At 54.6% G+C, this 13,160-nt stretch carries 13 protein-coding genes; 8 read left to right on the forward strand and 5 right to left on the reverse strand.

Annotated features, from left to right (window positions below; all coding sequences use genetic code 11):
* Positions 1–87 precede the first annotated feature (87 nt).
* Positions 88–1,113, reverse strand: coding sequence for a putative 2-aminoethylphosphonate ABC transporter substrate-binding protein (locus DFP90_RS13030; protein ID WP_115936940.1), 1,026 nt, complete (start codon positions 1,111–1,113; stop codon positions 88–90).
* Positions 1,114–1,657: 544 nt separating this feature from the next.
* Positions 1,658–2,614 (reverse strand): calcium/sodium antiporter, encoded by a 957-nt coding sequence (locus tag DFP90_RS13040; RefSeq protein WP_181905341.1) that lies wholly within the window; start codon positions 2,612–2,614, stop codon positions 1,658–1,660.
* A gap of 349 nt (positions 2,615–2,963) precedes the next feature.
* On the opposite strand from DFP90_RS13040, the gene DFP90_RS13045 reads away from it, so the two are divergent.
* From DFP90_RS13045 to DFP90_RS13055, 3 genes are all read left to right on the forward strand, one after another.
* Positions 2,964–4,658, forward strand: a complete 1,695-nt coding sequence (locus tag DFP90_RS13045) for a Na/Pi cotransporter family protein (protein ID WP_115936943.1) — start codon at positions 2,964–2,966, stop codon at positions 4,656–4,658.
* Between the two features lie 78 nt (positions 4,659–4,736).
* Positions 4,737–5,606: an AraC family transcriptional regulator gene (locus DFP90_RS13050; RefSeq protein WP_115936944.1), complete on the forward strand. Its 870-nt coding sequence runs from the start codon at positions 4,737–4,739 to the stop codon at positions 5,604–5,606.
* Positions 5,599–6,468: an AraC family transcriptional regulator gene (locus tag DFP90_RS13055; protein ID WP_181905342.1), complete on the forward strand. Its 870-nt coding sequence runs from the start codon at positions 5,599–5,601 to the stop codon at positions 6,466–6,468. Before DFP90_RS13050 ends, DFP90_RS13055 begins: the two co-directional genes overlap by 8 nt.
* On the opposite strand, the gene DFP90_RS13060 is transcribed toward DFP90_RS13055, so the two are convergent.
* Both DFP90_RS13060 and DFP90_RS13065 read right to left on the reverse strand, forming a co-directional pair.
* A complete protein-coding gene (locus DFP90_RS13060; RefSeq protein WP_147301007.1) occupies positions 6,465–7,043 on the reverse strand; it encodes a hypothetical protein in 579 nt (192 codons plus the stop codon). The two genes, DFP90_RS13055 and DFP90_RS13060, sit on opposite strands and share 4 nt — an antisense overlap.
* Before the next feature lie 187 nt (positions 7,044–7,230).
* On the reverse strand, positions 7,231–7,935 hold the full coding sequence (locus DFP90_RS13065; protein ID WP_115936947.1) for a hypothetical protein: 705 nt from the start codon (positions 7,933–7,935) through the stop codon (positions 7,231–7,233).
* Between the two features lie 188 nt (positions 7,936–8,123).
* On the opposite strand from DFP90_RS13065, the gene DFP90_RS13070 reads away from it, so the two are divergent.
* The 5 genes from DFP90_RS13070 to DFP90_RS13090 all read left to right on the forward strand — a co-directional run bounded on the left by DFP90_RS13070 (position 8,124) and on the right by DFP90_RS13090 (position 12,192).
* Positions 8,124–8,849: an AzlC family ABC transporter permease gene (locus DFP90_RS13070; protein WP_115936948.1), complete on the forward strand. Its 726-nt coding sequence runs from the start codon at positions 8,124–8,126 to the stop codon at positions 8,847–8,849.
* On the forward strand, positions 8,846–9,151 hold the full coding sequence (locus DFP90_RS13075; RefSeq protein ID WP_115936949.1) for an AzlD domain-containing protein: 306 nt from the start codon (positions 8,846–8,848) through the stop codon (positions 9,149–9,151). The genes DFP90_RS13070 and DFP90_RS13075 overlap by 4 nt, the downstream gene beginning before the upstream one ends.
* Before the next feature lie 189 nt (positions 9,152–9,340).
* Positions 9,341–10,777 (forward strand): aminodeoxychorismate synthase component I, encoded by a 1,437-nt coding sequence (gene pabB / locus DFP90_RS13080; protein ID WP_115936950.1) that lies wholly within the window; start codon positions 9,341–9,343, stop codon positions 10,775–10,777.
* Between the two features lie 3 nt (positions 10,778–10,780).
* Positions 10,781–11,371, forward strand: a complete 591-nt coding sequence (locus DFP90_RS13085) for an anthranilate synthase component II (RefSeq protein WP_115936951.1) — start codon at positions 10,781–10,783, stop codon at positions 11,369–11,371.
* On the forward strand, positions 11,371–12,192 hold the full coding sequence (locus tag DFP90_RS13090) for an aminotransferase class IV (RefSeq protein WP_115936952.1): 822 nt from the start codon (positions 11,371–11,373) through the stop codon (positions 12,190–12,192). Before DFP90_RS13085 ends, DFP90_RS13090 begins: the two co-directional genes overlap by 1 nt.
* A 4-nt stretch (positions 12,193–12,196) precedes the next feature.
* On the opposite strand, the gene DFP90_RS13095 is transcribed toward DFP90_RS13090, so the two are convergent.
* The gene (locus DFP90_RS13095; protein ID WP_181905343.1) at positions 12,197–13,081 is read right to left on the reverse strand and encodes a DUF2817 domain-containing protein; all 885 of its coding nucleotides are present in this window, start codon (positions 13,079–13,081) and stop codon (positions 12,197–12,199) included.
* Between the last annotated feature and the right edge of the window lie 79 nt (positions 13,082–13,160).

The raw sequence follows: 13,160 nt of genomic DNA on the forward strand, positions 1-13,160 counted from the left end.
AATTCGAAAATCGTCTCAAAAAACGGAAAGACCGGCCCGGTGGAAATTCCCACCGGGCCGGCGACTGTTATCAGGTCCGTCCGAAGATTACTTCGGCTCGGATTTGGAGTCGTAACGGTTTTTCCATTCCGCCAGGATCTTGTCACGATTAACAGCGGCCCATTCAAAGTCGTTGTTGATCATTGCTGCGGAAAGGTTCTCCGGGAAATGTTCAACCGGCTTGGCAACGCCCGGATAGGCAACAACGGCATAGCCTTTGTTGTACATTTCGTTGGCTTCCTTGGTCACGGTGAAGTCAACCAGCTTCTGTGCGGCTTCCAGTTTCTTGGTGCCTTTGACGATGGCGGTTGCTTCCATGTCCCAGCCCACACCTTCGGTCGGAACAACGATTTCCAGCGGTGCGCCTTTGGCTTTGGACTTGGCGCCACGGAAGGCAAAGCTTACACCAATCGGTACTTCACCGGAGGCGGCCTGCTTGCAGGGCTTGGAACCGGAATGGGTGTACCAGGCAATGTTCTGATGCAACTCGTCCATGAATTTCCAGCCGCCTTCTTCGCCAAACATCTGCAGCCAGGAGGAGACGTCTAGGAAACCGGTGCCGGAAGATGCCGGGTTCGGCATGGCGACATGACCTTTGTAAACCGGTTTGGTCAGGTCTTTCCAGGAAGACGGGATCGGCAGGCCTTTGGCTTCGGCTTCAACGGTGTTGACGCATACCGCTGCAACCCAGGCATCCATGCCGGTCCAGGACGGCGGGTTGGAGCTGTCGACGAAGGAACCTTCCAGCTTCTCAACGCCAGCCGGTGCATAGGGCTCCAGCATGCCTTCGGCCTTTAGTTTCATCAGAGAGGTAGCGGCCAGGCCCCAAACAACGTCAGCCTGTGGATTGTCTTTCTCAGCCAGCAGTTTCGCGGTCACAACACCGGTGGAATCGCGAACCCATTTGATTTTGATGTCCGGGTTCTGCTTGTTGAACTCAGCGGCATATTTCTTCAGGTCTTCCGCCTCAACAGCAGTGTAGACGGTCAATGTTTCTGCAAGCGCGGCAGAGGTGATCACGGCAGCGGAAGCTGCGCCGATCAGGCCCAATGCAATTTTCTTCATGGCGGTCATGGATAAATCTCCCAAATGGATCCCCAGTAAACTCACCTGCGGGGGAAGGGCATGTTCCTGGATTGGGACATGTCTCCGGCAGGCACCCGTAATCAGTTATCATCCTTTGTGGATGCAGGGTCTTTGCTGCCCTGAATCCAACAGTGCAATGATCGCGGCGACAGTACAGTTAGGATTGCGACAAATTGGGGACGGTTTTGTTACAATTATATAAAATATCTAAAATATGATAATGAGATATAGAAAAAAACTATACTTTTATAAACCGTGACTATTGTCTGAAACATTAGGGAGGATGCGGGCTTCAGCCATATTCCCGCATGAAGGGAACAAGCTTTATCGAAGCATCGATAAGACGGCTATCGCCGGGTTGAACGGCGGCACTTCTGGCTGCGTTGGATGGCTGCCAATCTATGAGAAGAAGATCGCATATCGCAGGAATGATGTTTTTTGTCAGTGCGACCAGATGATGGCGCATTGGTAAAACATATGCTTGCTCTCAATGAGAGCTTTCAGGCTATAGATTTTTTATATGACTTGGCGTTTACGCCCATATGCGCGTGCCGATGGAGCCGATATACGCCAGATAGCCACAGACCAGGAATATCGCGTCCCGGCGGCAGATTTTTGAATCCCCCTTCAGCATGGGAACCAATACCAGGGAAGCGGCCAGCATGACCCAGATATCGAATTGGCGGATGTCATCGGCGATGGTCAGCGGTTCGACCATCGCGGTAATGCCCAGGATGGACAGCACATTGAACATGCAGGAGCCCATGACATTGGCAACAGCAACATCGGCATGCTTGCGCATGGCGGCAACCACCGTGGCGGCCAATTCCGGCAGGGAGGTACCCAGGGCCACCAGGGTCAGCCCGATAATGGATTCAGGGATGCCGAAATCGGTCGCGATATTGACAGCGCCCTCGACCAGCAGATGCGCGCCGAAGACCAAACCGGCAAAACCGGCCAGCAGATATCCGCCAATCACGAGCGGATTTTCAGGCACATTCTGAAGTTCTTCCATCTCCCGCTCATGCAAATCCGAAGCGGCGTTTTTCTTCTTATCCTGATAATAGGACCAACTGAGGAAAACCAGCAGGGTGGACAGCATCAGGGCGCCCTGCCAAAAAACGATTTTGCCCGTCAGGCCTAGAATGGTGAGCACCACCATGGAGGCCAGCATCATGCCACCGTCGCGGCGGATTGCCTTCGGGCAGCAGACCAGGGGGGTGATCAATCCACCCAACCCTAGGATCAATAGCAGATTGGAAATATTGCTGCCGACCACATTGCCGATCGCCAGGTCGGGCTGGCCATCCAGTGCGGCCTGAAGGGTTACCACCAGTTCCGGTGCCGAGGTGCCAAAACCAATGACTGTCAGGCCGATGATCGCGGGGGAGACACAGAGTTTCTTGGCCAGCGCGATCGCACCTCGAAGGGCACCTTCGCCCCCAAAAAACAGGAGAATCAATCCACCGATTACAAAAAGAATATCCATACTGAAAACCCGGCCCCCGCGCTGGCCTTGAAAAATGCAATTATTGTGACTGGAGGCGCCTGCCTCGGCCCCTCTCATATGCGGGCTTTCTTTGGGATTGCAAGGGAAACTGTGCATTCTGTGTGATTTTCCGGTCCTTAACAGATTTTAAGGAATGCGGGGTTACGATAATGGATCGGGTAAATGCCGGAAAAATGATGGGATTGGCCGCAAAAACGGCTAGAAATGATAGATTTTAACCTGTAACAAAAATGTAACAATGTAAGCTTCTGTGATTCCTGTGCTTATGGCTGCATGGTCGGGAAGACACGGAAAAGAAAACCATAATAAAGAAAAGGACAGGTGCTGAATGTCTGCGACAATGTTGCTTGTGAATCTATTGGGGGCGGTTGCCCTGCTGCTCTGGGGCATGCGGATGGTCCGGACGGGTGCTCAAAGGGCATTTGGTAATGGGTTGCAGGCTTTTCTGTCGCACTGGCTGCGAAACCGTTTTGCGGCTTTTGGTGCGGGGCTGGGCGTTACCGCACTGGTTCAAAGCAGCACGGCGACCTGCCTGATGACGGCGGATTTTGCCGCGCGCGGCATTGTTGCCCTGCCGGTCGCCCTGGCGATCATGCTGGGCGCGGATGTGGCGACAAGCTTGATTGCGCAGGTTTTCAGCTTTGATATTTCCTGGCTATCGCCGATTTTACTATTTGGCGGCTTTTTGTTGCATGCTTCCAGCAAAGGCAAACGGCCGCAGAATGCCGGTCGGATTTTCATTGGTCTCGGGTTGATCCTTCTGGCGCTCGGCCTGATTGTTGCCAGTTCGGAACCCCTGCGTGCCTCCCCCACGGTGCCGGTCATTGTCGGGGCGCTCGATGGGGAACCGCTGATTGCCATTCTGCTGGCGGCGGTGCTTACCTGGCTCGCCCATTCCAGCCTGGCGACGGTCCTGCTTGTCTGCTCGCTGGCTGCCACGGGGGCTATTCCGGTGGGGTTGGCGCTGACATTGGTGCTGGGGGCGAATTTCGGAGGCGCGTTACCGCCATTCCTGGCGACGCTCCACGGCCCGCGTGAGGGAAGGATGGTTGCCGTCGGCAACGGCCTTTTCAAGCTGACCGGCTGTGTGATTGCCTTGCCGCTGCTAGGCCTCATCCAACCTTATCTTGCGACGTTCGACCCGGATCCGGTGCGCATGGCGGTTAATATGCATACCCTGTTCAATCTTGGTCTGGCGGTTCTGTTCCTGCCGGTTGTTGGATTGGCGGCAAAACTGGTAGAGCGGTTGATCAAGGATCAGGATGAAGGTCAGCCACAGGAGATGCACCAACGCAATCTCGGCTACGAGGAAGGGTTGGATCCGGCTATTTCCCTGGCGAATGCCTCCCGGGAGGTCTTGCGTATGGGCGATTTGGTCGATGCGATGCTGGCCGATTCCATGGCGGCGGTACGCGAGGGCGGTGATCCGGAGGTGATTGCCGAGATTGCCCGCAGGGATGATCAGATCGACAGGGTTTATGAGGCTGTGAAGCTGTATCTGGCGGCGGTGCGCCGGGAATCCCTGGATGAGCAGGAAAGCCTGCAATGTGGTGAGATCATGGCTTTTTGCACCAATTTGGAACATATCGGTGACATTGCGGAAAATCTTGTGGATCTGGCGGTGAAAAAGGAAAAGCGTGGCTTGCGTTTTTCACCGGAAGGCGAGTCGGAATTGGATCAGCTCTTCCGTCGGGTACACAATAATCTGCGACTTGCGCTGGGGGTGTTCATCTCTGGAGAGATGTCACATGCCCGAAAACTGATTCAGGAAAAGGATGAAGTGCGCAACCTGGAGAAGGTCGCGGCGGAAAACCATTATCAGCGCCTGGAACAGGGGCGGCCGGAGGCCATCGAAACCTCGGCCATGCATCTCGATATCATCCGCGATTTGAAACGTATTAATGCCCATCTTACATCGGTTGCTTATCCGATATTGGATTCTGCGGGCGAGCTGCGCTCAAGCCGCCTGAAGAAAAAACGCGCGGAAACCTCCTCCAAAAAAGAGGGCGCAACGTTGGCATAACGGCAATGTCGGCTTATATCCCTTGGGACGTGCAATTATTTACAAGAGAGTTTCCGCCGCAGGGGGTATACTCAGCTAATGACCATGGTATGTGCAAAAGACAACCCTTTTGAAACCGGCGAGCTCAGCCCGCGGGAGCGAGCGCATTTGTGGGTCGATTCCCGTTTTGACGACCTGGAATGCCTTCATGCCCGGTTTCAGGACTATCAATATAGCCCGCATTTCCATGACACTTTTGTTTTTGGCCGTGTCGAACAGGGGGTCGAGCATTGCCGCAGCCGTGGCCTTGATTTCGCCCTGACACCTGGCACAAGCCTGACCATCATCAATCCCGGGGATTTGCACGACGGTCGACCGGGCGAAGAGGGGTATGAATACCGCATGTTTTATCCCTCGGTTGAATTGATGCGACAGGCCAATGAGGAATGTGGCGGCTCCGGCGATATCCCCTGGTTTTCAAACTGTTATGTGGAAGATCGTCTCTTGAGCGAGCGGATCGGCCGGCTGCATCGGCTGCTGGAAAGCGAAGGTTGTCCGCTGGAGGCGGAAAGCCTCATGCTGGAAACGCTGACCCATCTGGTTTTGCATCATGGTGATCAGAAACCGGTACCGGGTAGGATCGGTGATGAATCCTCACCGGTTGCCAAGGTCTGTGATTTTGTCCGCGATGGCCTGGACCAGGAATTTGGTCTGGAGGATATGGCAACAATCGCCGGGTTGAACCGGTATCAGCTGATACGGGCCTTTCGCAAGGAAATGGGAATGACCCCCCATGCGTATGTCATCAACCGCCGTGTCGAGGCGGCGCGGGGATTGTTGAAGAATGGCGTGACCCTAAGCGCGGCTGCCCTGGATTGCGGTTTTTACGATCAGGCGCATTTTTCACGCATCTTCAAGCGGGTGGTTGGTGTGACGCCGGGTGCCTACCGGAATGCCTGCCATGGCTGAGCAGGCAACGGTTCCACAGTCTGCGGCGGCGCCACAGCATGCGGTGAATGATAATTCCAGCCGGATTTGGGTCCTGCCGGAATTGGGGAACCTGGAATGCATGCATACCCGGTTCCGGACCCACTGTTTCGCGCCCCATACCCACGATACATTTGTTTTGGGGCATATTATCCAGGGCAGTCAGAATTATCGCAACAAGGGTGAGGAGCGGGTCTGGGGAAAAGGTACGACCCTGGTCATCAACCCGGATGACCTGCATGATTGCCGGCCCGGGGAAGAGGGCTCGGAATATCGGACGATCTACCCGAGCCAGGTTTTGATGCGGCAGATCGCGGAAGAAATTGGGGAGCGGCCGGCGGGACTTCCCTATTTTAAAATGCCGCAATTCGAGGATGAGGCTTTATGCCGGTTATTCTGCCGGTTGCACGGCCTGTTCGAAGGGGATGGTGAGCGCCTGGAGCGTGAGACCGGTCTGCGTGAGATGCTGGGCTACCTGATCCGCCGTTATGCCGATGGCCGGGACCAGATGCGGAGCATTGGTGACGATCGTGATTTGGTTCGCAAAGTCTGTGATTTCATGAATGACAACCTGGCCGAGGATATTGGCCTGGAAGAGCTGGCAGCGTTAGCGGGGATGAATCAGTTTCGTCTGATCCGTGCCTTTCGGAAGCACCTGGGGATCAGTCCCCATGCCTATCGCATGAACCGCCGGATCAATGAGGCGAAATCTATGCTGACAAAAGGAACGGACCTGGCCGAAGCCGCCATTTCCTGCGGCTTCTACGACCAGGCCCATTTCACGAAAAACTTCAAGCGTGCAATCGGTGTCACGCCCAAATGCTATCAACGCGCGTTTGATTAATAGCTCAGATACATGCGGACATAGGTGTCGTCGCGATCCTTGCCGCTGGCGTTGATGAATTGGATTTCACCGCTTCTGGTCGTGGTTAGGGTCAACTTGCCTTTGGCTTTCTGGCCTTTGGCACATTCAAGGCGCCAATCACCTGGATATCGGGTGGAGCCAGGTTTTTCATTCAAGCTGAAGTCACCTTTGCATTCTCCGGTCTCATCTGAAATCAGGGTCAATTTACCTTCAAGGCCCTTATCGAAATGCATCTGGGTGGGATGGCCATCGAGAACTCCGGACCAATCCATATCAAGCTTAGCTGATTTAGCATTTTTAAGGGTTTCTTCAATTGGTTGGTATTGATCATCAAACTGCCAAACGACCTTGTCTTTGACGGCATAGATCCGGCATTCCTTGCCATAGAATTTTTCGCAATTATAAAGCCCGGCGGTCACCGGTTCTGTGCGGCACGCGGTGTCTGGGCAGTAGCGATAATAGGAATTGCGTCCGTCAACAGTGACCATGAAAGTACTGGGATTGGACGATAGATATTTTTCAAAATGCATTTGTGTCCGGTTAGACAGTGTCATTGGACCCTTCCCATAATAGGCGGAGTTACCCTGACAGGCAGCGAGTAAGCCGCCAACAAGCACGGTCAGAACGATTTTTCTCAACATAGTTAAAAATTCCCCAATTTTTCAAAAACTTCTAAGAAAGCTCAGCAAGATAAGACCGCCCTGCTAACAGGGCGGCTTGCATATCATTGTGGCTGTCAGGTTATGGATTGGTCTTTTTGAAGACGAGCGGTTGCCCGTTTTCATCTTCGCCATTTCCAGCGAGGTCGGTGACTTTACCCTTTTCGTTGAGAACCATGCGCACATCGCCCTGTGCGGATTGGCCCTCTCCGCAGCTCAGCGCCCAATCACCTTTGTATTCAACCGCATTTTGGTCGGTGACGGGTTTGGCGCTATCCTGATCGATACGGAAGGTCCCGTTACAAATGCCGGTTTCACTATTGTAGAATGACAGTTTCCCATTCATGGAATGGCTGAAAGAAGCGGACATTAGTTTGTCGCTGAATAATCCGCCCCAATCCGCGAGAAATTGGTGCGTGATGTTCTGCTGATTGTTCGGTTTGTATGCAACACCTTGCTGGTTACTCGCATCAAACTGCCAAACAACCTTGTCTTTGACGGCATAGATCCGGCATTCCTTGCCATAGTGTTTTTCGCAATTATAGAGCCCGACTGTCACCGGCTCTGTACGGCAGGCGGTGTCTGGGCAGTAACGATAATAGCTGTTCCGTCCATCCGTCGTGACCAGAAAGGTGCTGGGATTGGATGTGAGATATTTTTCGAAATGCATCTGTGAGTTGGGGGACAGAACCATCGGCCCCTTGCCATAATAAGCTGAATTCCCCTGACAACCCGCCAAAATGCCGCCGACCAGGACGATCAGCGTAAAAAACGTCAAATTTTTCATATTCCCCCCGGAAATACCTAATATTTAGCTACAGCCCCCTTCTGGAGCGGCAGCCTTTATTAAATGCCTAATCACCAAAAGCCAAGGAAAACTGCGCTCAGCGTGCCGAGCTGCAATTTTTTACAATAAAAGAACAGCCAAGCTGACTAGATTGCCGGAATAGGCAACTATGTGGGTAATTGTACGATATGCAGGAAACATCTATTGCGGCCGATATGAAGACGATGGATGCGGAAAGCTCTTTCCTGAAAGGGTTTTTCGATATGATACCGCTGACAGTCGGGGCAGCCCCCTTTGGCCTTATGGTCGGGGCTTTGGCGGCTGGCGCGGGTTTGGATCAATGGGACATCATGGCCATGAGCGGCTTGGTCTATGCGGGGGCATCGCAGTTCACCGCCCTTGGCATCTGGGCAACGCCGGTGCCGATATTGACGATTATCGGCGTGACCTTGCTGGTCAATCTGCGTCATGTGCTGATGGGGGCGGCGCTGGGCCCCCGGATCCGGCATCTGCCGGCTTGGTGCCGTTGGTCGTTCCTGTATGTGATGTCGGATGAATCCTGGGCGACAGCGATCAAACATAGTGCGAAGAAACCGCTGACGGCGGCCTATGTGATGGGGGTGATCCTGCCCTTTTACCTGAACTGGATCCTGTTCAGCGTGTTGGGGGTAAAATTCGGTCATCTGGTCGAGGATCCCGCCGTATACGGGTTTGATTTTGTGTTCACCGCGGTTTTCACCACCCTGGTCATGGGATTCTGGAAAGGCTCTCATTCCGCACCACCCATCGTGGCCAGTGTGTTTACCGCGGTGCTGGCGCATCATTTCCTGCCGGGTGTCTGGTACATCTTCCTCGGCGGTTTGGCCGGTGTGATCGCCGGGGCGGTTTTTTATCGTGAGGAGCAAGCGGCATGAGCGAGAGTTATGCAATCTATGCGACGATCCTGGGGATGGCACTGGTCACGGCACTGACCCGTTTCACTGGTTATTGGATCATCGGCAAGGTCGCAATCAAGGGGCGGGTGGCGGCAGCCCTTGAGGCGATGCCGGCAGCGGTTCTGGCAGCCATTGTCACGCCGACGGCCCTGGCGACGGGATTTGCGGAAACCGTGGCAGTGGCGGTGACAGTCCTGCTGGCCCTCCGGTGCCATACTCTGATTGCGGTCGGCGGAGGGGTTTTGACGGTGGTTGCCTTGCGGTTTGCCTTCGCGGGATAACAAGTTACAAAAGTGGGGCAGGGAAATTTCGGTCTTCGGGGATAAAGGCTCCCCGGAGGCCGAATTGTTTTTGGACTCTTCGCAGGCAAGCCTATATAAGTCGCTCAGCCTAAGATCCTGTTGGGCTGGGCGCGTTATAATATGTGCTTTGTTGAACCAGATTTGAATTCAGGAACGCGGTTACCGGTCATGAGCCTTCCCGCCGTCATCAAAGAAATCCCATTTGTCGATCCTGCGGATATCTTCCCGGATTTTGCCGATCTGTCCCATGCCTTGTTTCTTGACAGTGCCATGGTGGATCCCCGTTTGGGCGGTGTTTCCTATATCACCGCGGACCCTTATCGCGTGATCGAAGCGCGCGATGATGCGGTTTTGGTCGATGGCAGTCCGGTTACAGAAAACCCGTTTGATATTCTTAAAAAGGAATTGTCGGCTTTTCCTCTGGAACGCGACCCGAACCTGCCGGCTTTCCAGGGCGGGGCGGCCGGTCTTTTCGGTTACGATCTTGGATGGTGCTTGGAAAACCTCCCGGATCATCAGGCCGATGATATGTCTTTTTCACCAATGGCGGTGGGGCTTTTTGACGTGGTCTTGGCCTTCGACCATAACGCCCAAAAGGCCTGGGTGATCAGCACCGGTTTCCCGGAAACAGAAGAAAAAGCCCGCCTGGAACAGGCACGCAAAAGAGCATCCTGGTTCCTGAAACGGTTGAAAACAGCCGGTCGCCAGGGGTGGCCCGCCATGATTATGCCGCCACTGACATGGCAGTCCAGCGACAGCCAGGCGGGATATGAGGCCAAGGTCCAGAAGGTGATCGACTATATCTATGCAGGCGATATTTTCCAGGCCAACCTATCCCAGCGCTTTCATGCGCCATTGCCGGAAAATTTCAGCCCGCTGGCCTTCTATAAGCATCTCCGACAGATGAATGCCGCGACCTTTTGTGGATATTTCGACACGGGCGACGGTGTGATTGCTTCGTCTTCACCGGAACGTTTCTTGAAGGTAGAAGCGGGCCGGGTGGAAACCAGGCCGATCAAGGGCACCCGTGGCCGCAGCAATAATCCGGAAGAAGACCGCGCATTGGCAGCGGATCTCTTGGCCAGTGACAAGGACCGGGCGGAAAATGTCATGATCGTCGATTTGTTGCGCAACGATCTTTCAAAGGTCTGTGCGCCGCATACTGTGGCTGTTCCTGAATTGTGTGCGCTGGAAAGTTATGCGTCCGTCCATCATCTTGTGTCGGCGGTGGTAGGGGCGTTGAAACCCGGCAAGGATGCGGTGGACCTGTTGGCTGCAAGTTTTCCCGGCGGATCGATCACAGGCGCGCCGAAAGTGCGCGCCATGGAGATCATCGCCGAGTTGGAGCCGAAGCGCCGTGGCCCCTATTGCGGGTCGTTGGGTTATGTTAGTTTCGCCGGTGATATGGATACCAGCATCCTGATCCGCACATTGGCGATTAAAGATAGGCAAGTCGCGTTCCAGGCCGGGGGTGGCATTGTGGCGGATTCGGATCCGCGTTCGGAATATGAAGAAACACTGGTCAAAGCCAAGCGTCTGTTTGAAGCCTTTGATGCCATGTCGTCGGGCCGGTCGTCTTTTGCAGATATCAAGGCGGCGGGCTGATCCATGATCCTGCTGATCGATAATTACGATTCATTTGTCTATAACCTGGCACGCTATCTGGAAGAATTGGGGCGCGAGATCAAGGTTGTGCGCAATGATGCGCTCTGCGTGGATGAAATCCGTGACCTGGCCCCTGAAGCCATTGTCATCTCTCCCGGTCCTTGCACGCCGAATGAGGCGGGTGTCTCGTTGGAAGTGATTGAAAAGCTAGGGCCGCATATACCGCTTCTCGGTGTTTGTTTGGGTCATCAGGCGATCGGCCAGGTCTATGGTGGAAAGGTTTCTCGGGCGATCAAGCCATTGCACGGTAAAACCACGGAAATTGATCATAACGGTACGGATTTGTTTGAAGGGTTACCGAACCCGCTAAAAGTAACCCGCTATCATTCCCTGATCGTGGAACTGGAGGCTGGTGAGGCAGCGGATCTGTCGGTTTCTGCCCGCACCGATGAAGGTGAGATCATGGCATTCCGGCATAAAAGCTATCCGGTTTTTGGAGTGCAGTTCCATCCCGAGGCGGTTTTAACGGAAGGCGGCCATAAGATCCTGGAGAACTTCCTGCGGCTTGCCTGCCAGATCGAGGATGCCGCTTGATGAAAAGCTGGTTGAATGGCGCGATTATCGATGCGGATGCGGCGAAGATAGCGCCTAACGACCGGGGCTTCTTATTGGCGGATGGGTTGTTTGAAACCCTGAAAGCGGCCGAAGGGAAAATCCTGCATTGCCGGGAGCATCTCCAGCGGCTGCGTCGTTCTTTGACGGTGTTGAAGCTGGATATTGCCCAAGATGACGATATGCTGGAAAGCACCATGTATCTGTTGCTGGCGGAAAACGGCCTGGAGCATGCGTCATTGCGCCTGACGGTCACGAGAGGCACCGGGCCTCGTGGTTTGCTGCCGCCGGAAACGAACGTGCCAACAATTCTGATCACCTGCAGCCCGTCCGGGCGGGAGCCTACGGAGCTGCCGCCGGCACGGCTGATGGTAAGTGAATTCCGACGTAACGAAGGATCACCGCTCAGCCGGTTGAAGGTGCTGAACTATCTGGACAATATACTGGCCCTGCAATCGGCGAAGGCTGATGGCTTTGATGATGCGGTGCTGTTGAACAATGCTGGGCATGTCGCTTGTGTCGCGGCGGCCAACATTTTTCTCAAAAGAGCGGATGGTACTTGGATCACACCGCCGATTTCGGATGGTGTTTTGCCCGGCATCACCCGGCGGTCCGTTTTGGACCTGGCGGTTCAAAACGGCTTGAATATTGAAGAGGCCAGTCTGTCCTCGGATGGGCTGGATCAGGTGCAGGCGGGCTTTTTGACCAACAGCCTGATCAATATCCGGCCCATTGCCGCGATCAACGGCCGCGTTCTATCTGGGGAATTGCCGGTTTTTCTCTCAGACGGGCGTGTTGTCTGAGCCGCTATTCCAGCGCACCGATGGCCTTGATGCAGCCAGTGATCAGGTCTGTTCCGCTTTCCCTGACCGGGTTTTCCCATTCCGGCCGGGCGTCGGGAATGAACCGATCTTTGTTTTTATCCTCCGACCGGGCCGGAACCCGGGGGGTCGTTCCAAACCGCGCCAGCGCGGCATAGGAATGATGCAAGCCGGCAAAGCCGGCAAAATGACCGGACAGGCTGCTTTCAGGCACATATTCGCGATTTTTCGGCTGCTGTGGCAGCCAGGCTGAGGGATCATCGCAGGTCAGCGACAATTCGCCAGCTGACCCCGGCATTTCGGCCAGTTCCAATATATAGAGGCGATCACATTCCTCCAGGAACTGATCGGCGATGGTGTTGATGACAGTTCGGTCCCAGGCAGGTTCGATCATATCGGAGAGACGGCGGTTCGACAGGCTTTGCCGGTCAAAGGCTGTCGGGGGTTTGGGGCGGGACTGAAAGCGCTCTTCCGCCTGGGCAAGCATACTGTCCTCCCAATCCTCTGGCCGTGGAATATCGACACCGGAAACGGGCCAGAGCGGGCCTTTGGGGTTGATGGCATGCACTAGCAACAGCGCCACATCGCGTGCCAGATGGCGGTATAGCTTCTCTTGGACAGCAGCTGTGATCAGACCGGCGGAAAGATAGGCCGACAAGCCACCCTCAGCAGGGGCCAACAACAAAACTCTTGAGGCGGAGGGGGAGCCAAAGCGGGCAATATCAGCAAAGACCTGTTGTCTGTCATCCTCGGTCCCGGTCGCGGTGCCGGGAAAGGCGGTGACCGGAATATGGGCACTGTCACAGGCGGCCAGGAAACGATCCCGGGCCTGTCCGACAGAAAAGGAAAAACAGTCTTTGTTATCAGTCATCTTGCCAGGATAGTAACGGAACATCGCAACGGGTTAAACCACTTGTGAGTGGGCGTGGAAACCTGATTTTGTTATTCTT

It is taken from the genome of Aestuariispira insulae (assembly GCF_003385955.1).
GTDB classification, from domain to species: Bacteria; Pseudomonadota; Alphaproteobacteria; order UBA8366; family Aestuariispiraceae; genus Aestuariispira; species Aestuariispira insulae.